The organism is Symplocastrum torsivum (genome assembly GCF_059505465.1).
Window position 1 is genome coordinate 31751 of record NZ_JCACKQ010000033.1, and the last position, 23248, is coordinate 54998.

Below are 23248 nucleotides of genomic sequence, written 5' to 3' on the forward strand. Positions count from 1 at the left end.
GTTTGTTTTGAGAATTGTTGCTAATGGCAGTTGACAAGAGATTCTTGCTAAAACTAGGTATGCCTTAGGAGAGAAGAAGATGATTCAACGTCAAGGTCAAGTCCAGGCAACACGCTACTTTACAACCTTAATCGGATTATTACGCGATCGCTCCTTATTTCTGGAAGAGATTCGTTCCGGCATTAAGCTCAAGAGTAAGGTAAGCTCACTGCTGATTTGCAGTTCGCTGTTTTTTGCCGTTTATGGTGGGATTATTGGTTCCTTCCACAGCATTGCTCAGGCTTTGTCTTCAGCGGTTAAGCTACCTTCGCTTTACCTGATTACCCTGATTATCTGTTTCCCAACGCTCTATTTCTTTAACATCCTATTTGGTTCCCGCAAGACATTTGGGCAGCATTTTGCGATGCTCTTGACAGCAGTATCAGTAATTAGTGTCTTGCTCTTCAGCTTTGCACCAATCACACTATTCTTTCTTATTTCTACTTACAATTACCAGTTTTTTAAGCTGTTGAATGTAGCCATCTTTGCCATTACTGGCTTCATTGGGGTTAAATTCCTTTACCAAGGAATGCACTTGCTTTCTAAGGAAGATGAGGAAGGCTTAAGCACCCGGATGAGTATTCTCAGGTTTTGGCTGATTCTTTATGCCTTCGTCGGAACGCAACTAGCTTGGACACTGCGACCTTTTTTTGGTACACCTGATTCACCGTTCGAGCTATTTCGTGAAATGCAGGGAAACTTTTATCTAGATATTTTTACAGCCTTGGGAGAAATTTTTGGTTTTCAGTAGTTATAGCAGTTAGCTATCAGCCATCAGCTTTCTTGTTTTCCTAATGGATTCTCGCTAATGGCAGTTGACAAGAGATTCCTGCTAAAACTAAGTATGCCTTAGGAGAGAAGAAGATGATTCAACGTCAAGTCCTGGCAACACGCTACTTTACAACCTTAATCGGATTATTACGCGATCGCTCCTTATTTCTGGAAGAGATTCGTTCTGGCATCAAGCTGAAAAGCAAGGTAAGTTCCCTGCTTATTTGCAGTTCGCTGTTTTTTGCGGTTTATGGTGGGATTATTGGCTCCTTCCACAGCGTTGCTCAAGCTTTGTCTTCAGCCGTGAAGCTACCTTCGCTTTACCTGATTACGCTGATTATCTGTTTCCCAACGCTCTATTTCTTTAACATCTTGTTTGGTTCCCGTAAGTCGTTTGGGCAGCATTTTGCAATGCTCTTGACGGCAGTATCAGTAATTAGTGTGTTGCTTTTCAGCTTTGCACCCATCACGCTATTCTTTCTTATTTCTACGTTTAACTATCAATTTATTATTTTGTTGAATGTAGTGATTTTTGCCGTTACAGGCTTCATCGGGATTAAATTCCTTTACCAAGGAATGCAATTGCTTTCCAAGGAAGATGAGGAAGGCTTAAGCACCCGAATGAGTATTCTGAGGTTTTGGTTAATTCTTTATGCTTTCGTCGGAACACAACTGGCTTGGACATTACGACCGTTTTTTGGCACACCTGGCTCACCCTTTGTGCTGTTCCGCGAGTTGGAAGGTAACTTTTATTTGAGTTTAGTGCAAGCGTTAGGAGAAATTTTAGGGTTTTAAGCAGTTGCCCCTTTAATTTTGAGGGATAAGGGGCATAGGAAAGGTTGTAGGTTGTAGGTTTTAGGTTTTAGGTAAAGAGTCTGCATCATTTATCACCTGCCAACTGACGTTAGAAAGTAGCACCCGATGTCCTGGTGGCACTGTGATTTGATTGAGTTCTAGCAGCATTTTCCAACCCTACTCAGTAGAATTTCTTTGTGACCATTACTGTGTCCGCCACATCGGTTCCTATACCTCTCTAGGTTACAGGTTACTGTTGTCTCGGAAGATTACTATTGTCTCTGAGTAGGGTGGCGATCGCATTTGCGAGAAATGCTGGCTCAACTGGCTTTGTAACGTGCTTCTGGAAACCAGCAAGGAGGATTTGTTGATGATCAGTCTCTCCCGCGTAAGCGGTTAGTGCGATCGCAGGTATCTCGCCTCCTTGTTCGGGACAACGTGAGCGAATTTGCTGGATAAACATATATCCATCCATTTCGGGCATTCCAATATCACTCAACAGGACATCTGGTTTAACGTTCACCAAAATGTTTAGCGCCTCAGTCGCCGAGGTAACGGCTTGTACGCTAGCACCATATTGTTCAAGGATGAAGACAATCAGCTCAAGAGTGTCCTGCTCATCATCCACGACAAGTACCCGTGTTCCTTCAAGATTTGGCTCGTCTCCTGGCAACCCCAAGTCTTCACTCTCATTAGACACAACATTCATCAACGGCAGAGTCACCGTAAACGTTGCGCCCTGATTAACTCCCGTACTTGAGGCTGTAACTTTCCCACCGTGGAGTTCTACAAGATGTCGGACAATTGCCAGCCCTAGTCCTAGTCCACCAAATACCCGTGTCGTGCTGCTGTTTTCTTGACGAAAGTAATCAAATACATGGGGTAGAAATTCAGGGAGTATACCCTTGCCTGTATCTCGAACAATAATTTGAGCATTGCCATTCAAGCGTTCCAACTTGATTTCAACCCGTCCCCCAGTAGGAGTGAACTTGACGGCGTTTGAGAGGAGATTCCACACCACTTGCTGCAAGCGGTTAGCATCTCCCATCACTTTCCTCACGTTGACATCAAACACTGTACTGATCTCAATTGACTTCGCCTCAGCCGCTAGACGCACTGTCTCTTGTGCAGCTTCAATCACCGTTACTAAATCAACTAGAGAGACATTTAAGTGAATCTTGCCTTGCAAAATCCGCGAAACATCCAGCAAATCTTCAATTAGCTGAGTTTGTAGTTGGGCGTTGCGTTCAATTGTTTCCAAGGCATAAGCCGTTTTTACCTCGTCAAGCTTGTGGGTACGCAAAAGCTTTGCCCATCCTAAAATCGGATTTAGGGGAGTCCTCAGTTCATGGGAAAGGACAGCTAGGAACTCATCTTTAATCCGGTTAGCCGCGGCACTTCGTGCCGCTTCACTAACAGCTTGCTCTCTTGCACACTGTTCAGCTTCGTAGAGATAGGCACGGGCAATCGCTTGAGCGCACTGCTGTCCCAATGCCAGCATAAATGCTCTATCTTGCTCACAAAACGTCTGGGGGGTTGCAAAACTCAAACCTAACCCCCCAATTGTGCGTCTCTCGACTGTTAAGGGAATGGCGGCAAAGGCGCAACTACTTGTCAAGGCTGGTAGGTGAGCTAAATCAGGATAGTGAGTGGCAAAGGCTTCAACATTCTCTAGAAAAATCGGTTCTCCTTGCCACACTGTATCTGCCAAGGGTGTTGCTGTTGTTCCAGGACGGCACTCCCAGTTATCAAACATCTCTTCAGGATAGCCAACTGTGGCTGCTAGTTTGAGAGAGTTGCCCGAATCATCGAGCAAGACAACTGAGCCTGCGATCGCACCTAAAGCCGTAATTCCCTGATTGACTACAGCTTCAGCCACTTGAGCAGGAGTCAGTGCTTCCGAAAAAGCGGCTGTGACAGCTTGTAGAAGGGCTGTACGATTAGCGGCAAATTCTGCACTCTGGCGTGAAGTTGTGGCTTCCCGATAAAGCCTTGCATTATCAATCGCGAGGGCAGCACGACGGGCTAAATCCTCGGCGACAGCCAAGTCATCTGTCTTGTAGCGGCGACCTGATTGGGCAGTAACCATGGTGATCGTACCTAGTATCCGTTGGCGGGCAATCAGTGGCACAATCAGCACTGACTCAAGTCCCAGCCCACGCACAAGCTGCAAATGTTCTGCTTCAGGAATCGCTGCCACAAGCAATGAGTCGGAAATCTTAGGGATGAGTTCAGGTTGACCTGTTCTAATTACCTTCACAATTGGGTTAGCGCTATCAAGGTTAGGGTGGTACAGAGCAAGCTGTTGTGACACCTCGGCGTGGGATGACTCGGTAAATGCGATCGCCTTGCGTTTAATCGAGCCATCGTCCTGCACAATTTCCACGGAACACAAGTCAGCCAAACGAGGGACTGGAATTTGGGCAACGCTTTGGAGGGTTGCTTCATAGTCTAAGGAAGCAGAAAGGATGCTACTTGTCTCGGCGAGAAAATGTAGGGTGTCCTCTGCCTGTTTACGCTCAGTAATGTCCCGTTGATTTCCCCAAGCTCTTACTAAAAAACTATCTTCAACAATTCCAACCAAGTTATTCGAGAAATACTTAGAATTGCCAAATCGATCTAGCTCGTGGGATTGGGCATCGCTCAGTCGATACTGAGAACGGATAAAAGCACGTAGGTACTCTTCATTATCGGGGTCAGATCGGATAAGGAAGTCTCCAATTCTAAGTCCAACAAGTTCTTCGACACGCTCAAAGCCATACATTGATGCCATGGCTTGGTTGCATTCCGCTAGATAGCCATACTCATAAAGATGCTGAATTTGCTCGTCTTCCGGAGTTTCAATTGCCAAAGGCGTTTCTAATTCAAAGCGCCAAATTCCTTCGGTACTCTGCTTAACAAAAGCCCGATAGCGTTCTTCACTTTTGCGTAGTGCAGCTTCAGCTAAGTTGCGATCGCGTAGTGCAGCTTGGCGATCGCTAATATCAATCGCGGCACAAGTCACACCAATAATAGAACTCGCTTCATCCCGTTGTGGCTCCACAGTAAGGTCGTAATACCAATCCCGCTCCTGTTGCGTAATTTTCACCTCTTCTCGCATCCCAATGCCCGTTTCTAATACACTGCGCTTGATACGAGTCACAACCAAGGCATCATCAAGAGGCATCAGGTCTTCATCTCGTTTACCCAGCACTGACTCCACCTGATGCTCGAAGGCAGAATTATAAATCCACGTATATCGAAGTTCTTGGTCTTGGTTAAATAAAGTAATTGGCGAGTTCTTAATCGCAATCCGAAGTCGCTCCTCGGCAACACGCAGCGCCTGTTCTGCCCGTTTACTTTCGGTAATATCTGCCACCATGACACCAACACCAATTTGCCCCGCTTCACCCCTTACCGGGTAGTAGTTAGCTAGCCAATAGCCTAAGCGTCCTGCCTGTCCTGGTGCCTCACCACTAAATTCCACATTTAGCTGGGGTTGACCTGTATCCAAAACGTTTTGGATTTGTGGCTCAAACAGGGTTGCCATCTCTGGTAAGAGTTCTCGAAAGCGTTGCCCCAAGTGTTGTTCTACAGATAAGCCGTTGATCTGTGCAAGTACCTGATTAATGCGGATATAGCGTAGTTCTTTGTCAAAAAAGCAAATGCCAATTGGGGCGGCTGCTAGTAGTGCATCAATTAAAGCTAGCGACTCGGCTTGTTGCTGTAGTGCCTGCTGACGCTGGGTGATGTCATTGACTAGAGCAACAAATCCTCGAACTTCTCCTTGTTTGCCAAAATCAGGAATGTAAGTCGCCTGAATATAGCGATCGCCATCTTTATACAGCATCCGGGCTTCAAAGCTAACAGGTTCTCCTGCCAACACCGCTTCTAGCCGAGGCTGAATGGTTTGATACGCTGTCTCACCCAAAACTGACACGATGTGTTCTCCAGCAATGTCATTCCGAGAGACTCCAAACCAATCTTCATAGGCTCGATTATTGAAACCGTAGTGCAAAGAGGCATCAACATAAGCGATCGGCATAGGCAGAGCATCTGTGATTAGATGCAGTTGGGCTTGACTCTCCCGCAGCATCTCTTCCCTTCGCCTCTGTGCTTCAACGAGCCAGTTGCTCAACAGAGCAACCACCCCAAACACACTCAAACGCAAAAGATCGTCTACATGAACATTCAAAGCGTTATAGGGTGGAAGCGCAAAGTAATTAATCGCCAAGGTCGATAAAGCTGTTGCAAGCAGCCCCGATCCCAGTCCACCCCAAGAAGCGCTAATCATCACAGCTGCAAAAAATAAAGGTGTTGGAGTTGGCTTCAGTAGTGACCCTGACAAGAGTGTCAACAACAGAGCCGTTCCTACAGCAAGCATCGCTAGTACAACGGCAAAAGCAGCTATCATGTAGCGATTTAGGTGAAGGCGATTATTCTCTAATAGCATTATTTGAGCCGGGGTAACTCTCTAAAAGCGGAACCAAGGGCAGTGTCATCACAACATTCTCTCTTCTATCTTGCGATAGAAGTCAAAAAATAACCCTTGGTGTAAACACTGTTACAGTTTAGGCTGCTTTAGTTGGATGAGTTGCTCGACTTTATCCAATGAATCAGGAAGAGACTTAGCGACCTATAGCCATCAGCAGTCAGCTTTGGTGCGGTCAGCTTTCAATCAAATCGGCTCACTTCTAAGGAACGCTCTTCTCCCGTTAATGCCCTAACCTAAGTGGCTACTGCTATATCTTCTACTTTGAACAATAAACCATAGACAAAACGCCATTATTGGCGATCGCAATACCTTTGCCTCAGTCTTGATTGGGAAGCATCAAGACTGAGGCTCTTCTCTAAAATCAAAAAGAAAGCTTCGCCAAAAATGCCTTTCCTATGGACTTTTCCTTAGGGCGTAAAAACTTCGCTCAACAGATACAGCAGTCAGACACCCAAATTGACTTAGGGGCATCTGCCCTGTATATTGCCCAAGAAGAATACCCTGACCTTGATACTGCCGCCTACCTCAACGCCTTTGACGTTATGGCCATGGAAGTAGAGGAGCGCTTGCCAGTCGAACGATATCCTTTAAAAATTATCCAGAGTCTTAATCAATACTTTTATGATGACCTAGGTTATACCGGAAACACCGAGGATTACTATGACCCTCGCAACAGCTTCCTAAATGATGTCATTGACCGACGCATTGGTATCCCGATTACCCTCTCTGTTGTCTATCTAGAAGTTGCCCGACGCCTTGACTTTCCAATGGTTGGGATCAACATGCCTGGACATTTTCTGATTCGTCCAGAGTTTCAGGATGTAGGAATTTTTGTTGATGCCTTTAATCGGGGTGAGATTTTATTTGAACAAGACTGTGAGGAACGACTCACCCAGATGTACGGGCGTTCTGTACCACTGCAACCACAGTTCACAGAACCAGTGAGTCATCGGCAGCTACTAGCACGGATGCTGACAAATCTCAAATTTATTTACCTCAACCGCCAAGATTTCCTCAAAGCTGTAGCGGCGGTTGAGCGCATTTTGCTGTTGTTTCCTGATAGTCCCACAGAACTGAGAGATCGGGGGCTGCTTTATTCCCAACTAGGATATAAGTCAAGAGCTTCTCAGGATTTAGAACTATATTTAGCGATGGTTCCCGATGCAGACGATGCTGATATGATTCACCGCTTGCTTGAACAACTGCGGCGGGAGGTGTAAGCGGGAATGGGGAATAGGGAATGGGAATGGGCGAGAGGCGGATGTCTACCCCACAAGAAAAAAAACTCTTGTGGGATGGGCATCTTGCCCGTCCTGGCTATTTATGCAAGGAGTCTAATACCGCTTAGCTTACAATTCCCAATTCCCAATTTCTCACTTCATTCCTAGATATGTCTCCTCAGCAACGCGCTTAAGGCGCCTGAGTTGGGCTTTCATATCGTTTTGCGTCCAGTTGGCAGCAAAGGTGTTGAAGCCCCAGCTAACTAAGGGATTAGGGATGGCAAACTCGAAACGGTTGAGAAGACGTGTACCTTTTTGTGCTGGCTGACACTCCCAGCGATCGCGTCCTTGAAAAAATCCCTTGAACTCCCAGACGACTAAACCGGGTTCCCGCTCTACGACAATACTTTTTAGGGTAGGCTGCACTAAGGGAATTTGAATCACGAAGCGGCTACGACTGCCTATCTCTGTACTCCAGTCGCCGATGGGTTCACAACGCAAAGCTGGGTTGAGCCAACGGTGCATCAAAGCTTGGTCAGTGATACAGCGCTCGACGGCTGTGGCGCTTGCCTTGATTTGAATTGATTGCTCAAAAACCTGGGTATTTGACATTTAAAAATTTAACAGCGTCTCACAACTGGTAATCTTGCTCTTGTTAATACCATGCCAATTATGAGAGTAATGTTGCCAAAAACCAAAAACTTTAATGACCAAAAATCAGCAAATCCTAGATTTTCATGGCTTAATTATCCATAAGGATAGAGGTAAAGCTAGGAATTTCAGTTTAAGGTTGTGCCTGAACATCTCAGGCTGTTAATCTTAAATTTTCTAATTTTATGCATTCCTCGTGACGTTGGCACTGATTGGTTAAGAGGCATAGATAGCATCAATCACAGCAGTACGGGTATCACAAGTTCCAAGTTGAAGCCTTGTGAAGTTTGAGAATAACGCAAGAAGGAAGAGGTATGAATAACCTTTGGCAAGGTATTGTCCAAATTGTGGGAGTGGGTGTACCAATCCAGGTGCATCCAATTTTGGCGCAGGCTACGCCGACTGCTACACCCGCCCAATCGGCTCAACCAGGGATAGTTGAGAATGGCACAGATTATCTTCAATCAATTTTCGGAAATATAGCCGCTTTTGTTCCTAGCTTGCTGGCGGCGATTTTAATTTTGGTGGTGGGTCTGATCATCGCCTTCATCGCTTCAGCGATAACAAAGGGTATACTCAAGCGCACCAATCTTGACAACAAACTTGCTGACTGGCTTACCGGGCGGCAAGCAGGATCAGAGCCTCCCCCAGTTGAGCAATGGGTAGGTAGTGCCGTTTTCTGGATCGTAATGATCTTCACTGCCGTAGCGGTTCTCGATACTCTACGGCTAGAAGTTGTTTCTCAACCTCTAAATACATTCCTTAACCAAATCCTCAGCTTCTTGCCTAAGCTCTTTGCGGCGGGGATTTTATTAGGGATTGCTTGGTTGATTGCAACCCTCGTCAAGCTTGTGACAACACGGGGATTGCGGGCGCTTCGCTTAGATGAGCGTTTAGGTCAACAAGTCAGAACTACTCCAGATAACCCGGACGAGATTCCACCTAGAACAACGAGCCAATTCTCACTCGCCGATACGATTGGGAATGCGTTGTATTGGTTCATCTTTCTCCTGTTTCTTCCAGCAATCTTAAGCACCTTAGGTTTGGAAGGAACGCTGCTTCCGGTACAGCAACTGCTCAATGAAATTCTGGCAATTTTGCCGAATATTTTGGCAGCGATTGTCATCGCAGCAGTGGGTTGGCTGGTTGCTCAAGTCGTGCGGCGTATTGTTACAAACTTGCTATCGGCAGCAGGTGCTGATCGCTTAGGTAGCCGATTTGGACTACGGGCAACCCCAGGTGGTCAATCACTTTCTTGGATTCTCGGAACAATTGTCTATGTCCTAATCCTGATTCCCACAGCAATCGCGGCTTTGAATGCGCTTCAGATTGAGGCAATCTCACAGCCTGCGATCGCAATGCTCAACCAAATTCTGAGCGCTCTTCCCAAAATCTTTACCGCTGGGTTGATTCTGGTTATTGCTTATGTATTAGGGCAGTTCCTCAGTGACCTAGTAACCAATATCCTGACAAGCATTGGCTTCAACAACATTTTTCAGTGGATTGGCTTGCCCACACCCCGCAGCGCCCGCAGAACAACGGGAACTCCAAGGGATGACTTAGGACTCCCACCACCACCACCACCGACAACGGGGCCAGAGACTAGGCTACAGACTACACCCGTTCCGACTCGGACACCATCCGAACTGGTGGGAATTATTGTGCTAGTCGGCGTTATGCTGTTTGCTACTGTTGCAGCCGTTGATGTCCTAGAGATCACTGCTCTGACCGCAATTGTCAGTGGCATTGTTCTCATCGCTGGGCGGATTCTGGCTGGGTTAATCGTATTTGCGATTGGTTTATACCTAGCAAATCTCGCCTTTAACTTGATTATTAGCTCTGGCTCTCGCCAAGCCAAATTCCTTGCCCAAGCTGCTCGAATTGCAATCATTGCCTTGGTTATCCCAATGGCACTGCAACAAATGGGCATTGCTGGCAACATTGTGAACTTAGCATTTGGATTGCTTTTAGGAGCAATTGCTGTTGCGATCGCACTTGCCTTCGGTTTAGGAGGTCGCGATATTGCAGCGGGTCAAGTTCGGGAATGGCTAGACTCGTTCAAGCAAAACCGACCACCTGATATTCGATAGGTTGGGGAATGGGGAATGGGGAATAGGGAATGGAACTTTTGCACTTTATAAGGAAAAAAGCTAAAGGTTAAAAGAATCTATCATCCCCTTCCTCTCTGCTTCCCCTGCCTCCCCAGCTTAGATATTCTCAAGAGCGGAAGAGAGTAACAAGTATCAATCACCAAAAATATCTAACTGTTCCACAGGTATTTCTTCAGCGTCAACTATAGCCGCTGAAGATTTTTTTTGACCACCTTTACGCAGTCCAACGGCAATTTTACTGTGCTTCTCAATTTGGCTCATCACCTGCTTTGCCCGTTGAATAACAGGTGTAGGTAAACCCGCTAGACGCCCTGCTTCAATCCCATAAGAGCGGTCAGCGCCTCCCGGTTGAACTTGGTGTAAGAAGATAATTTGGTCGGGTAGTTCCTTCACTGTTACCTGGTAGTTAGCGATATTTGGTAGGAGAGAAGCGAGTTCATTGAGTTCATGGTAGTGGGTTGCAAAGATAGTTCTTGCCTTTATCTCCGTTGCTAGGTATTCTGCAACCGCCCAAGCAATTGAAAGTCCATCAAAGGTGGCTGTCCCACGCCCAATTTCGTCGAGGAGAACAAGAGATTTAGCCGTGGCATGGTTGAGAATATTTGCCGTCTCATTCATCTCCACCATGAAGGTAGATTGACCTGTAGCAAGGTCATCAACCGCACCGACACGAGTAAAAATGCGATCGCATATTCCCAATGTTGCTGACGACGCAGGTACATAACTTCCAGTCTGCGCCATCAGTTGAATCAACCCCACTTGCCGTAGATAACAACTCTTTCCACTCGCATTCGGGCCTGTAAGAATAATTAGGTCAGGACGTTCAGTAACCTGACTTTTCTTTAAGGGAGGTTGGGAGGAATCGACTGACTGCCTCCCCAAATACGCGGAATTCGGCACAAAAAAACCAGCAGGTAAAGATTGCTCCACCACCGGATGACGCCCGTCGATGATGGTAATCTCCCGACCTTCCACTATATTCGGGCGACAGTAACCTTGGTATACCGCTACCTCTGCTAAACCACAGAGGATATCAACGGCTGCCACCGCACGGGACACATTGCGAATCTGTTCAGCTTGCTCCCCAACCTGATTTCGCAGACCAACAAAAACCTCGTATTCCAAGCGGTTCAAGTCTTCCCGTGCCGTAAGAATCCGCGCTTCCCGTTCCTTCAACTCCGGAGTAATGTAGCGCTCCTCATTTGTAAGAGTTTGCTTGCGGATGTAGTTATCAGGAACTTGGTCTGCTTTAGTGCGAGTGATACTAATGTAGTAACCAAAGGTTTTGTTGAAACCCACTTTCAGCGTGGGAATGCCACTACGTTGTCTTTCCGTTACTTCTAAATTAGCAATCCACTGCTGGTCTGCTTCGGCAGTAAGCCGCATTTCGTCAAGCTGAGGATTAACACCAGGTCGAATTAAGTTCCCTTCTGTGAGATGTAAGGGGGGCGACTCAACGAGATGAGTCCGGAGTTGTTCTCCTAGTTGCTCAAGTTCTGATGGAACCTTTTGTAAAGCTCTGAGATAGGGAGAAGAGCCATAGGCAGCCAGTTCAGCGAGTTCCGGTAATTTCAAAAGGGAACTGCTCAATGCTACTAAGTCTCGCGCATTAGCCGTACCCGAACCTGCACGACCCGTCAGCCGTTCCAAGTCGTAGATTTGACGCAATAACTGCCGTAAGTCTTCCCGTAATCCGCCATTTTCAAATAATTCCTGAATCGTATCGTGCCGCGCCCGGATTCCTTTAATATCCAGGAGTGGTTGTAAGAGCCAACGGCGTAGTGCCCTGCCTCCCATTGCCGTGCTAGTTCTATCTAGTGCCCAAAGCAGGGAACCATGAAACGTATTGTCCCGGACTGTTGCCGTAATTTCCAGATTGCGGCGGCTCTGGTGGTCGAGAATTAAGTAGTCGGCAATGGTATAAGTGCGTAAGGTTTGGAGAGCGACGTAATTTTCTTTTTGGGTGTCTTCCAGATATTCCAACAAGCCACCAGCCGCACGAACACCGAGGGGAAGATGTTCACAACCTAACCCTTCAAGCGATCGCACTCTAAATCGCTCTAACAATCGTTGTCTTGCTTCCCCGGCAGAAAATGGGGTTTGTGAACGAAAGGCATAGCAAAATGCGTTGGGTAGACACTCCGGCAAATGCTCCGATTTTTCCCCTGGTCGTAGCATACTGACCAAATCCGGTGCATTTGTGGGAACTAATACTTCCGAAGGCTGCAAGCGCATCAATTCTGCGGTGAGGAGTTCTAAATCTGTGGATTGCGTTGTGAAGAACTCGCCCGTAGAGATGTCTGCATACGCCAAACCCCAGTGATTACCAGCAATTACTACAGCAGCAAGGAAGTTATTGCGTCGGGCATTGAGCATCCCGTCATCCAGTAAGGTACCAGGGGTGAGAATGCGTGTTACCTCACGGCGCACCTGACGCCCTTCTTTCGCTGCCACTGCCGCATCTTCAACTTGGTCACAAATTGCGATCGCAAACCCGCGTTCTACCAACATCGTGCAGTAGCGATCCAAGGCATGGTGAGGGACTCCTGTCATAAAAACTCGCCCAATCCCCTTACCTGCCTCCTTACTCGTTAAGACAAGTTCCAGTTCCTCCGATAGTGTCCGGGCATCCTGAAAGAAGGTTTCATAAAAGTCTCCCACTCGATACAGCAACATTGCATGGGGATACTGGTCTTTCATATCAGCAAAGTGCTGCATCATCGGCGTTAGTTTACTACGATCTACCGTCCGATAGTCAGCGTTTTCCGCTGTTACACGCTGTGCCTTCTCGGTAGCGCGAGTTGACTTAGAACTGTTGGGTTCGTTGGGAGGGGTAGATGCTTCGAGGTATCCGCTCATGACCAGTCAGTAGATTGCCAAGTTCTTAATGACTTTATCGCAAGCAAGGGATGAGCGTCACTCAAGGGAAATAAATACAAACTACAAGTTGACACCTGGCGACAAAAACCCAAGCTTAAAGCTGACCCCAGCTCTGTCACCGACGATACTTAATTAGTTGCTGTACAACACATTTAGGGCGAACGATGGGAATTGAACCCACGAATGGTGGTACCACAAACCACTGCCTTAACCATTTGGCTACGCTCGCCATCTGAGTTCCTAATATAACATCTGGTTTGTTGGTTAATCAATCTCTTTTCAATTAACAGGGAACTCTCGTCTCAGAGGGTGTAGTCATAGCGGATAGATGGTTTACTAAGTAGCATGAAGGTTTTACAAGTTGTTACAGCGGTTGGTGGGGCTGCTCTGGTGGCGTTAGGAGCATCGATGGCACTGACAAATCCTGGTCAGGATACCTATGAGCAGTATGCTGTTGAGCAACTGGCAACGTACTTAAAAAACGAAGGCTGCACGCAAGCACCTCCAGTTTTGGGGGATATACTCCAGAATCAATGCAAATCACTGGTTGATACAGGACGACCACAACTTCAGCAAATTATTGCTCAAACAACAAAGCGACAGAACTTTCTTCTGTTCAGCATTTATCGAACCAATTTAAACGTTGGTCCTTTTTTGCCTGTTTACCAGTTTGAGACGCTGGGAATTTTTCAAAACTTTTACATTTATCAAGCTTCGGAGCAGTAATACTAAACCTTCTATGCCTTATAGTAAATTTACCCTTAGCAAAGCTGTAGACGATTTTCAACTCACTATCGTTGAAGGCGATCGCTTTTTTCCAGAGGTTCCCCCAGTCAATCCAAGTTCTTTACTCAAAGATACGCTGAAAGAAACGCTACCTTGGGCGATCGCAGTCAGTACTGAAAAAGCACGTTCTGAAGGGATTATCAATCCAGTCTTGTTAGAAGTCAAACGTCAGCTCAAAGGACAAATTAGTGTCTTTTCGGGTGAAGAGTTCAATGTGCAGCCAGAAGTTGATTTGACGGGCTATGTTGATTTTCTGATTAGTCGCTCTCCAGAGCAATTGTTTATTAAAGCCCCAACGGTAGTTTTGGTGGAAGCGAAGAAAGAAGACCTTAAACCAGCACTCGGACAATGTTTAGCCGAAATGGTGGCTGCTCAACGCTTTAATCAACAGAAGCAGCAGCCTATTTCAACCATCTACGGAACGGTGACGAGTGGTACAGTTTGGCGGTTTCTCAAACTAGAAGGGCAAACTGTTACGATCGACCTGACTGATTATCCACTGCCGCCAGTTGAGCAAATTTTGGGCAAACTGGTTTGGATAATGCAAAATGGCTGATAAAAGCTCAAATGAGACTGAGCCTCGCACGTTTGGGATAATTCACGACTAACTCATTTACTGTTGCTATTAAATGCGTTTTCCAAAACCAAAGGCGTTGGCAACTATATCATCCCCCGTGACGCACCCTACTACTGATAGCTTTGGGCTATAACTGGGAACTTCGCTGTTAGAGGTTGTAGTCATTAGGAATTTTTCAAAACTTTTACATTTATCAGGCTTCGGAGCAGTAATACTAGTGGCTACGCACTAAGTGCAGGGTCGCAGAAGTTTTGTTGATTCATAAAAGTCTCCTTCAAATGCTGCAATGAGCTACTGTGTTATTCCTGGATGTCTCACGCCTCAAAATCCTCACCAAGCCAAGTTTTGTTTGAGCTGTGGTTCTAAACTGCTATTGAGAGAGCGATATCGTTCAACTCAGCCGATTGGTCGCGGCGGATTTGGCATTACCTTTTTAGCTGTGGATGAAGATATCCCCTCTAAGCCTCGCTGTGTAATTAAGCAACTCTATTTACACCAAGGTAGTTTGGTTTTAAAAAAGGCAGTGGATTTGTTTCATCAAGAAGCCGAACGACTGGATGAGTTGGGAAAGCACTCGCAAATCCCCGCACTTCTGGCTCACTTTGAGCAGAATAAGCACTTGTATTTGGTACAGGAGTTGATTGAGGGAGAAACTTTAGAGCAGGAATTGCAACGGGTGGGGACGTTTGAGGAAACGCAGATTTGGCAACTGCTAAGGGATTTATTACCTGTGTTGAAGTTTGTCCACGATCGCAAAGTGATTCACCGGGACATCAAACCCTCAAACATTATCCGACGCCGTAGTGATCACAGACCGATTCTCATTGATTTTGGCGTAGCTAAACTCATCACTAACACAGCGCTATTTCATACGGGTACAACCGTAGGCAGTGCAGAATACATGGCACCGGAGCAAACGAAGGGTAAAGCGTTCCCAGCAAGTGACCTCTACAGTTTAGGTGTAAGTTGTATTTACTTACTTACAGGTGTTTCTCCCTTCGAGTTATTTGACATTATCAATAACCGTTGGGCATGGCGTGACTATTTACCCAACGGCAAGGGAGTTAGCGATCGCTTAGGTAAAATCCTTGATAAGTTACTAGAAAGTACGATCAAAAACCGCTATCAATCTGTCGAACAAGTCTTACAAGCGTTGAACTCAACACAGGTAGCAACCCTGCTACCGCCTCAGCGAAATATCAATAAGGCTTTAGTCTCAGAAGTCGGGATTGATTACACCAAACTACAAAACTTGTTGGCGAGAAAAAAATGGAAAGAGGCAGACCAACAAACCTGGGATGTTTTGTGTCAGGTGCTAGGCAAGACACAGGGGCAATATCTCTTCAACAGTGATATTGAAAAATTGCCCTGTCGCGACTTACAAACAATGGATAAGCTTTGGGTGAAGTACAGCGAGGGACACTTTGGTTTTAGTGTCCAGAACCGCATTTATCAAGAGGCTGATGAAGATTACACGATTTTTTGCGATCGCGTTGGTTGGTCTCTCCACAATTCTTATTCCCAAGAATCAGCACTGAAATTTAATCTAAGAGCGCCTGTTGGTCATTTGCCCTCACGCCGTTGGCTAGGTGGCTACAACTGGTGGCATCATCCCAAAATTTTGGCAGCAAAGCTGGAAAACTGTGGCATTGCTTGTAGCAGTTAGCCCTCAGCTATCAGCCATCAGCTTTTTTTTTCTGACTATCTGAGATTAGGAAAAACGAGAAATTTTAAGTTTAACTTAATTACAATACTCTCCTGTAGTTAGAGATATGTGATAGTAAATTCTATCTCAGGATGTACGCTTGGTCATGGTGGGTGTTCTAATGTTGATTTCATAGCTGAAGTTGATAAAGGTGAAGAAAGCCTTCTCACTGGCTTGCAAAAGTCTGGTGCAATTTTTGTTGCTTAAATCCATCTTTCAAAAAAGGAAAACTCGTGTTTTTTCACAAAAAAGAACTGATTGCTAAGACAGTTAATGTTGATACACCCAATCCTAAATTTGCCCAACTTCTCCTAGAGCAATTTGGAGGGGCGACGGGTGAACTGACTGCGGCTTTGCAATACTGGGTGCAGTCTTTTCATGTAGAAAATGCTGGCATCAAGGATATGCTTCAAGATATTGCCATTGAAGAATTTAGCCATTTGGAAATGGTTGGCAAGCTTATTGAAGTTCATACAAAAGGTACCAACGAAACTGAGGCATTTAATAGTACGCTGTTTGCTGTGCGAGGTATAGGACCACACTTCCTCGATAGCCAGGGTTCTGCTTGGACTGCGGCTTACATCAATGAAGGAGGTGACGTTGTGCGTGACCTAAGAGCGAATATTGCGGCGGAAGCAGGGGCACGTCAAACTTACGAATCGTTGATTAAGCTAGCACCGGATGCAGGTACGAAAGAGACATTGGTGCATCTACTGACTCGTGAAATCTCTCACACCAAGATGTTCATGAAAGCGCTGGATTCGATGGGTAAACTGACTGACCCCTTCTTTGGTAATATCCAACCGGATGAAACAGTAGACATCTACTATAATTTGTCCACAAATGGCAAAGATGAGCGTGGACCTTGGAACTCAGATGAGAATTTCAAGTATGTTGCTAATCCTGTCCAAGACTAGGTGTAATTAGCAGAATTTAGCAGCAGTAATAAAAACTGTAAGAGCCAGCGTATATTTACACGCTGGCTCTTTCCTTTTAGGACTACTTTCAATTGGAAACACTTTATACAAAATTATGTTCCTTAAAACGATACAATCAACAAAACATAAATAGAAGTTTTAGATATACTATTGCCCTTGTTAACCGCTTATCTATTAGTCTCTCACGGGAGCCGTGACCCACGTCCTCAGGTTGCGATGGAAAAACTAGCTGAGTTGGTACGCACTCAGTTGAGAATTCAGGAGGCAACATATAGCGATCGCATTCCGGAAGAAGCCGCACCACTGTGTATCAGTGTCTTGAAAGCGACTCCAGACACGCTAGCATCTCCACGGCAGCCTCACCGAGTCACTGGAAGTACGATGTTAGTGAGTCGTGCTGGACATCCGCTTGTGGGAACTGCAACCTTGGAACTCGCTGACACTCCCCTACATGAGCAAATCTGTGAGTTTGCAAGTGTGGCTCTAGCCGCTGGCTGCAAGGAAGTGCAGTTACTACCGATATTTCTCCTACCAGGAGTGCATGTGAGGGAAGATATCCCCACAGAAGTAGCACTGGCGCAAAAAAGTTTGGGTGAGGCGATTACAATCCATCAGCGCCCACATTTGGGAGCGCACCCTAGCTTAGGAACAATGCTTGCAAGCCAATTAGCAGCAGTAGATACCGAAGCAAAGATAATGCTTGCTCATGGAACACGCCGTGCAGGGGGCAATGAGCCAGTGGAAGCTGTTGCTAAGCAGCTAGGGGCTGTGGCAGCGTATTGGTCAGTAAAACCCACGCTGGAAGAGCAGATTGTCACGTTAGCTAATGCGGGTCATCAACAGATTGCAATTGTGCCTTACTTCCTCTTCTGTGGGGGAATTACGGATGCGATAGCGAAGCGCTGCCGCGAAGCGCAGATCGCGAAATCTATTACAAGCCTCCAAGCCCGGTTTCCCAAGTTAGAGTTGAGTCTTGCTAATCCTATCGGTGTCAGTCCACAGTTAGCGAATTTGATTGTCGAGCTAACCGAGGATAAACCCAATCCAAGGGACGTTGACCAATTAGGGTGAATCAAACGTCATGAATGCAATAGACGAGAAAAACACAGAAGAAATGCAGAATCGGTGCTTAGGTAAGGTGTATTTAGTGGGTGCTGGACCAGGAGACCCTGGACTGATGACACTGAAAGGAAAAGGGCTATTAGAGTGTGCCGATGTCGTAGTTTACGACGCTTTAGTGAGTGCCCAAATTTTAGCGATGATCAATCCTCAAGCTGAGAAGATTGATGCGGGGAAGCGGATGGGGCGTCACTCTCGGCTACAAGAGGAAACCACGCAATTATTGATTGAAAAAGCACAAAACAATGCTGTGGTGGTGCGGCTGAAGGGGGGCGACCCGTTTGTGTTTGGGCGTGGTGGAGAGGAAATGCAGGATTTGGTGGAGGCTGGGGTGCCAGTGGAAGTTGTTCCAGGGGTGACATCCGGGATTGCCGCACCCGCTTATGCAGGGATTCCTCTGACTCATCGTGCTTATAGTTCCTCAGTAACCTTTGTAACAGGTCACGAATCGGCAGGAAAGTATCGACCGGAGGTGAAATGGAATGCGATCGCTCACGGTTCAGAAACTATCGTGATTTATATGGGCGTTCACAATCTGTCCTATATCGTGACCGAACTGTGTGGCGCTGGAATGAGTCCAGAGACACCCGTTGCCCTAATTCGCTGGGGAACACGACCAGAACAAGAAGAACTCGTTGGCACCTTGGGAACCATTGTCGCTGCTGTAGAGGCTCATCAGTTCAGCGCACCTGCGATCGCAGTAATTGGCAATGTGGTCAAGTTGCACAGTATTTTAGCTACGGCTCACCTATCCAATTAAAATACTTAGAATTTTTAATATCTATGTAACAGATTGTGCGTGTGTATGGCATACGCTCACACAATTTCATACCGTTAATGTGCTACGCCAAAATTTTTGTGTGACATTTTTGAGTGCGTGTTAATAATCACTAAGCTCATGCTAAGAGCCTAAGTTTTTTCTCACCTACAATCGGCTTAAAGTAGGGGCGGGGGGTGCAAAAAAGCCATGATTAATCAGGTTTTAAATAATCGTTATCGGATCGTTAGGGTTTTAGGCTCAGGTACCTCAGGACTGATTTATCTAGCCGCTGATAATCGCCACCCTGACTTCCCAGTCTATGTGATCAGGCAGTTAAAGCTTCCTCGACAAAACTCAGAAGCCCTGAACCGCCTGCTTTTTCTGTTGAAACACAAGTCCCAAACTCTGGAGCGATTGGCACAAAACCACCAGAGTCCCGAAATCTTGGATTATTTCGTGGAAGACCAAAAGTTTTATCTGGTAGAAGAATCTGTTCCAGGTCATCCCCTAAACCCACAACGACAACCGGGTCAACTCCAACCTGAAGACCAAGGGGTTCTCCGGATGCAAGAAATGTTAGAAATCGGGAATTTGCTCCCGGCTATTGAATCGGGACAGACCCCGAAGCCAGTCGTTTCCCAGCAACCTACTACTGATTCTGATCATTCACTGTTGCAAGATGTGTCCCCTCCTCAACAGCCGCAAAGACACTCGTCACACAAGCGCCTCTGGCTTGCTTTGGCAGGGGCAGCCGTTCTGTTTGTTGTCTTGGGAGGGGTGTTGCTGTTTCGCAATTCAACTCAAACGAACGCCAAAGAGTTTTATAAACAAGGTATCGAAAAACTTACAAAGGGTGATTTGCAAGGCGCAATTCAGGCATTCGATCAGTCAATTCAGCTCAATCCTAATGACCCATTAACCTATGGCAACCGGGGAAATGCTCAGTATGACTTGGGTGCTTATCAAGCTGCCATTGAGGACTATAGCGAAATGATTCGGCTTTCGCCCCAGAAGGCGGGTGCTTACTACAACCGAGGGCTGGCTTACTATGACATGGAAAACTACAAGGCAGCGATCGCAGATTTCAACCAAGCGATTCAGCTAGCACCAACTGATGCTGATGCTTACTACAAAAGGGGTTTAACTAACTATGAGTTAGAGAATTATCAAGCTGCGATCGCAGATTTTGACGAAGTGCTACGCTTAAATCCCAAAAACAGCGAAGCCTATCAAGCACGAGGACTAGCGCGTGCGGCGAGTGGGAATAAGCAGGAAGCCATGGAAGATTATACCCAAGCCATTGCACTCAATCCTGATGATGCCAAGGCTTACTACAGCCGAGGACGAGCGAGATTTCTCTTAGGAGACTATACAGGGTCTGTAGAGGATTACACACGGTCAATTAAGCTCAATCCCAAAGATGCAGATGCTTATACAAACCGCTGTAGCGCTCAACTAAACTTAGGAGTTTCTCAAGAAGCGATCGCTGATTGTACCGAGTCAATTAACCTCAACCCGAATAACGATACTGCCTACAACAATCGCTGTATTGCTTACTTTAATCTCAAGGATTATCAAAACTCACTCAAAGATTGTAGCCAAGCGATTCGGATTAATCCTAATAACGATAACGCTTATAGTAACCGAGGAGATATTCGTCAGGCACTAGACGATACGACCGGGGCACTTTCTGATTATACGCAAGCGATTCGGTTAAATTCCAACAACTCCGTTGCCTACAGTAACCGGGGAGATATTCGCCGGAAACTCGAAGATTATCCCGGCGCACTTGGAGATTATACAAAAGCGATCGCACTCAACCCTAATAGTGCTGTAGCTTATTACGGTCGAGGCTTAAACCATGCTGCGATGAAAAACAGAGAGGAAGCCATTGAAGATTTTCAGGAAGCCTCTAAACTCTTTTTAGATAACGGCAGAATTCCTGGCTATAACAACGCGCAATTTCAAATCAAAAAACTTCAAGAATAGCGATATAGCAGAAAGCTATCAGCTATCAGCTTTTTTGCTTTTCTTGCTCGGTCTCTTGCTTCAAACACCATAAACATTCTGCCTTCTGCCTTCTGCCTTTGTGCAAGTTAAAGTTTTGCGCGATAGCTTACAGAAGGAATCGTAGTCTGTGTGACAAAATTTGCTGTGCCTCAAGAACTGAATCAAATCTTTGACAAGAATGATGCAACATCCCCAATTAATCGTCGTGCCATCAGTCGCGATGTTGTGCGCCTTGCTCTTCCTGTAATTGGTCAATCGCTGCTCGAAACGTTGGTATTTTTGGTAGACCGACTAATGTTAGGGCGTCATAGTACAGAGTCACTTGCCTCTATGCAAATTAGTGGTCCTCTCGTTTGGTCAATTTCCAGTGTCTTGGGAGCATTTTCAATTGGTTCTGTGGCGCTAGTTGGACGGGCAATTGGCAGTGGCGATCGCATTTTGGCAGCAGCAACAGCTCGTACTAGCATCTTACTTGCAGTCGGAATTGGAGTCACTGCCTCAGCACTGAGTCTGGTAGGACTCGACAGCCTCCTAGCATTACTTGGTGCGGGTGATACAACAGTACAAGCTACAGCTGCTAGGTATCTTAGTATTGTTTTACTGGCAATGCCATTGCTATTACTGTCAATGGTGTCAGCGGCAATGCTACAGGCAGCAGGTAATACTCGTACACCATTTTTAGTCGCGATGCTTGCCAATGCTGTCAATGCAATACTCGACTACGCTCTCATTTTCGGTCACTGGGGTGCGCCTGAACTAGGAGTGCGTGGCGCAGCCATTGGTAGCGCCGTTGCCCTGGCTCTAAATGCAGGTATCCTGCTAATGATTTTGGCGCGTCGGGAAAGTGCCTTAACCTTTCGAGGTTGGGGTGGAGAAAGTGCTGCCCTAAAAAGACTACTAAGAATTTCCTTTCCTGCCTTCGGGGATCGTGGCGTACAGCATTTGGGATACATCGGATTTATCACGATGATTGGCGCACTAGGTAGCACCGCGATGGCAGCTAACCAAGCACTCATTAGTATTGAATCAATTTGTTTTCTCTCCGCTGATGGGTTTGGAGTAGCGGCAGCAGCAATTGTTGCCCAACGACTAGGAGCTAAACACCCAAAAGAATCAGCCTTTGGCGCATGGATAGCGACGGCTTTAGCGATCGCACTGTTGAGTTTATGTGGTTTAGCATTTATGTTGATTCCTAAACTGCTCCTATCGGCATTCTCGCCGGACAAGCGAATAATCTTAGCTGGTGTTCCCTGTCTTTATGTGGCAGCAGTGGCTCAACCGTTTATGGCAATTAGCACTGTACTCGCTCAGGGACTCCGGGGGGCAGGTGATACCAAGACAGCGTTCTATGTTTCTCTTGCTGGCTGGTTAGTTGTCCGTCTCAGTGCTACCTATTTATTTGCGTTTACTTTAGGTTTCGGTTTGGTTGGAGTCTGGTTGGGTTCGACTTGCGACTGGATTTTTCGCTCAATTATCCTTGTAATTGTCTTTGTGCGAGGACGATGGCAGCTTACTACGGTGTAGTTGAGATAGGCAATCCACAAATCTTTGTAGAGACGTTCCGGCGGAACGTCTCTACGACTAGGGCGTGTTTTCTTACCTTCCCCGTCAGATTCAAGACTTTTGAAACCCGCGTAGGTGGGTTTTGTTTGTGTAGATGCGGTTTCAACCGCCAAGCTACAGTGCGATCGCACTACAAAAAACGCCTTTAAAAACGCGCTTCAATGGTTAAACTATGTCATTTTGTCAACTTTCCAACACACTCTCCTTAGCACTAGCCGAGGGTATGGGTGGACGCAGACATAGATAAGCAACTGAACCAAATAGCGGTAGCAGAGCTACAGCCCAGAATATTCGTTTATCTTTAATCCCGTGCCGCGCCATATCATCCCCCAAGACGGCTGGAAACACTAGGCAAAATATTCCGAAGGCAATAGTCATTGCATTGACGAAGCGAGTGGTTTGAAACTGCACGACAAAGTCTCCCCAGTCGCCAAACAGCAAGCCAAAACCCACTAAAGCGATCGCACTAATCGCAAGAATTACCCCAGTCCCACGAGAGTCGAAAATTTCGAGGAACGTATCTTTTTCCCCAGAGAACTCCTGATTATCGTCTCGCAGAGCTAAATAAGGTAATAACCCAATTACCCCTGAACCAACTGAAGCGACGGCAAACAGCCAGAATGGGAGCGTTTGCATCCTGCCATCAATGAACAAAAGACAGCTATAAATGAGTAGCCAGATTCCGACGAGGGCAAATATCGCCAGAATAATCGGATTGATTTGTGTCCAGTGCAGTGTGAATAAATTTTTCAGCAACGTGATGTTTGATGAGGTACCTGCCGGAGAAAACCACACGGCATAGACAATAAATCCAGCCCATAACAACCAAAAGCCAATCTTTCTCACCAT

General features: G+C 46.3%; 16 protein-coding genes and 1 tRNA gene. 12 read left to right on the forward strand and 5 right to left on the reverse strand.

The annotated features are described in order from the left end of the window. Positions 1–79 precede the first annotated feature (79 nt). Together AC5JL3_RS11010 and AC5JL3_RS11015 are read left to right on the forward strand one after the other, a co-directional pair. Positions 80–790, forward strand: coding sequence for an actin-binding WH2 domain-containing protein (locus AC5JL3_RS11010; RefSeq protein WP_496074532.1), 711 nt, complete (start codon positions 80–82; stop codon positions 788–790). Positions 791–903: 113 nt separating this feature from the next. After that, positions 904–1605, forward strand: a complete 702-nt coding sequence (locus tag AC5JL3_RS11015) for an actin-binding WH2 domain-containing protein (RefSeq protein WP_496074533.1) — start codon at positions 904–906, stop codon at positions 1603–1605. Positions 1606–1855: 250 nt separating this feature from the next. Here AC5JL3_RS11015 and AC5JL3_RS11020 read toward each other — a convergent pair whose 3' ends face one another. Then, positions 1856–6037 (reverse strand): PAS domain-containing protein, encoded by a 4182-nt coding sequence (locus tag AC5JL3_RS11020; RefSeq protein WP_496074534.1) that lies wholly within the window; start codon positions 6035–6037, stop codon positions 1856–1858. 437 nt (positions 6038–6474) lie between these two features. Here AC5JL3_RS11020 and AC5JL3_RS11025 point away from each other — a divergent pair, with 437 nt between their 5' ends. Beyond that, positions 6475–7299 (forward strand): SirB1 family protein, encoded by an 825-nt coding sequence (locus tag AC5JL3_RS11025; RefSeq protein ID WP_496074535.1) that lies wholly within the window; start codon positions 6475–6477, stop codon positions 7297–7299. 153 nt (positions 7300–7452) lie between these two features. Here AC5JL3_RS11025 and AC5JL3_RS11030 read toward each other — a convergent pair whose 3' ends face one another. After that, positions 7453–7911: an SRPBCC family protein gene (locus tag AC5JL3_RS11030; RefSeq protein ID WP_496074536.1), complete on the reverse strand. Its 459-nt coding sequence runs from the start codon at positions 7909–7911 to the stop codon at positions 7453–7455. Between the two features lie 353 nt (positions 7912–8264). Between AC5JL3_RS11030 and AC5JL3_RS11035 the strand changes: the two genes are divergently transcribed. Continuing rightward, positions 8265–10040, forward strand: a complete 1776-nt coding sequence (locus AC5JL3_RS11035) for a mechanosensitive ion channel (protein ID WP_496074537.1) — start codon at positions 8265–8267, stop codon at positions 10038–10040. Between the two features lie 153 nt (positions 10041–10193). Here the strand turns inward: AC5JL3_RS11035 and mutS are convergent, their stop codons facing one another. Further along, positions 10194–12920 (reverse strand): DNA mismatch repair protein MutS, encoded by a 2727-nt coding sequence (mutS, locus tag AC5JL3_RS11040; protein WP_496074538.1) that lies wholly within the window; start codon positions 12918–12920, stop codon positions 10194–10196. A 177-nt stretch (positions 12921–13097) separates the two neighbouring features. Beyond that, positions 13098–13170 (reverse strand) — tRNA-His (locus tag AC5JL3_RS11045). Positions 13171–13286: 116 nt separating this feature from the next. Between AC5JL3_RS11045 and AC5JL3_RS11050 the strand changes: the two genes are divergently transcribed. The 8 genes from AC5JL3_RS11050 to AC5JL3_RS11085 all read left to right on the forward strand — a co-directional run bounded on the left by AC5JL3_RS11050 (position 13287) and on the right by AC5JL3_RS11085 (position 22360). Continuing rightward, positions 13287–13667, forward strand: a complete 381-nt coding sequence (locus AC5JL3_RS11050) for a DUF4359 domain-containing protein (RefSeq protein WP_496074539.1) — start codon at positions 13287–13289, stop codon at positions 13665–13667. A 13-nt stretch (positions 13668–13680) separates the two neighbouring features. Then, positions 13681–14283, forward strand: a complete 603-nt coding sequence (locus AC5JL3_RS11055; RefSeq protein WP_496074540.1) for a hypothetical protein — start codon at positions 13681–13683, stop codon at positions 14281–14283. 307 nt (positions 14284–14590) lie between these two features. Then, positions 14591–15970, forward strand: coding sequence for a GUN4 domain-containing protein (locus tag AC5JL3_RS11060; protein ID WP_496074541.1), 1380 nt, complete (start codon positions 14591–14593; stop codon positions 15968–15970). A 272-nt stretch (positions 15971–16242) separates the two neighbouring features. Then, positions 16243–16926 carry a manganese catalase family protein gene (locus tag AC5JL3_RS11065; RefSeq protein WP_496074542.1) on the forward strand — a complete coding sequence of 228 codons (684 nt, stop codon included), beginning with the start codon at positions 16243–16245 and terminating at the stop codon, positions 16924–16926. A gap of 171 nt (positions 16927–17097) precedes the next feature. Further along, entirely contained in the window at positions 17098–18018 is a 921-nt protein-coding gene (locus tag AC5JL3_RS11070) for a sirohydrochlorin chelatase (protein WP_496074543.1), read from the forward strand. A gap of 10 nt (positions 18019–18028) precedes the next feature. After that, positions 18029–18826 (forward strand): uroporphyrinogen-III C-methyltransferase, encoded by a 798-nt coding sequence (gene cobA / locus AC5JL3_RS11075; RefSeq protein WP_496074544.1) that lies wholly within the window; start codon positions 18029–18031, stop codon positions 18824–18826. Positions 18827–19033: 207 nt separating this feature from the next. Beyond that, on the forward strand, positions 19034–20815 hold the full coding sequence (locus tag AC5JL3_RS11080) for a tetratricopeptide repeat protein (RefSeq protein WP_496074545.1): 1782 nt from the start codon (positions 19034–19036) through the stop codon (positions 20813–20815). Positions 20816–20965: 150 nt separating this feature from the next. Beyond that, positions 20966–22360 carry an MATE family efflux transporter gene (locus AC5JL3_RS11085; protein WP_496074546.1) on the forward strand — a complete coding sequence of 465 codons (1395 nt, stop codon included), beginning with the start codon at positions 20966–20968 and terminating at the stop codon, positions 22358–22360. Between the two features lie 222 nt (positions 22361–22582). Here AC5JL3_RS11085 and AC5JL3_RS11090 read toward each other — a convergent pair whose 3' ends face one another. Then, entirely contained in the window at positions 22583–23248 is a 666-nt protein-coding gene (locus AC5JL3_RS11090) for a DUF2834 domain-containing protein (protein WP_496074547.1), read from the reverse strand.

Bases quoted from the DNA above. Each gene is read 5' to 3' on its own strand.
- AC5JL3_RS11030 (WP_496074536.1), bottom strand. From the start codon at position 7,911: ATGTCAAATACCCAGGTTTTTGAGCAATCAATTCAAATCAAGGCAAGC.
- AC5JL3_RS11010 (WP_496074532.1), top strand. From the start codon at position 80: ATGATTCAACGTCAAGGTCAAGTCCAGGCAACACGCTACTTTACAACC.
- AC5JL3_RS11080 (WP_496074545.1), top strand. From the start codon at position 19,034: ATGATTAATCAGGTTTTAAATAATCGTTATCGGATCGTTAGGGTTTTA.
- AC5JL3_RS11055 (WP_496074540.1), top strand. From the start codon at position 13,681: ATGCCTTATAGTAAATTTACCCTTAGCAAAGCTGTAGACGATTTTCAA.
- AC5JL3_RS11050 (WP_496074539.1), top strand. From the start codon at position 13,287: ATGAAGGTTTTACAAGTTGTTACAGCGGTTGGTGGGGCTGCTCTGGTG.
- AC5JL3_RS11020 (WP_496074534.1), bottom strand. From the start codon at position 6,037: ATGCTATTAGAGAATAATCGCCTTCACCTAAATCGCTACATGATAGCT.
- mutS (WP_496074538.1), bottom strand. From the start codon at position 12,920: ATGAGCGGATACCTCGAAGCATCTACCCCTCCCAACGAACCCAACAGT.
- AC5JL3_RS11060 (WP_496074541.1), top strand. From the start codon at position 14,591: ATGAGCTACTGTGTTATTCCTGGATGTCTCACGCCTCAAAATCCTCAC.
- AC5JL3_RS11025 (WP_496074535.1), top strand. From the start codon at position 6,475: ATGGACTTTTCCTTAGGGCGTAAAAACTTCGCTCAACAGATACAGCAG.
- AC5JL3_RS11015 (WP_496074533.1), top strand. From the start codon at position 904: ATGATTCAACGTCAAGTCCTGGCAACACGCTACTTTACAACCTTAATC.
- AC5JL3_RS11035 (WP_496074537.1), top strand. From the start codon at position 8,265: ATGAATAACCTTTGGCAAGGTATTGTCCAAATTGTGGGAGTGGGTGTA.
- cobA (WP_496074544.1), top strand. From the start codon at position 18,029: ATGAATGCAATAGACGAGAAAAACACAGAAGAAATGCAGAATCGGTGC.
- AC5JL3_RS11090 (WP_496074547.1), bottom strand. From the start codon at position 23,248: ATGGTGAGAAAGATTGGCTTTTGGTTGTTATGGGCTGGATTTATTGTC.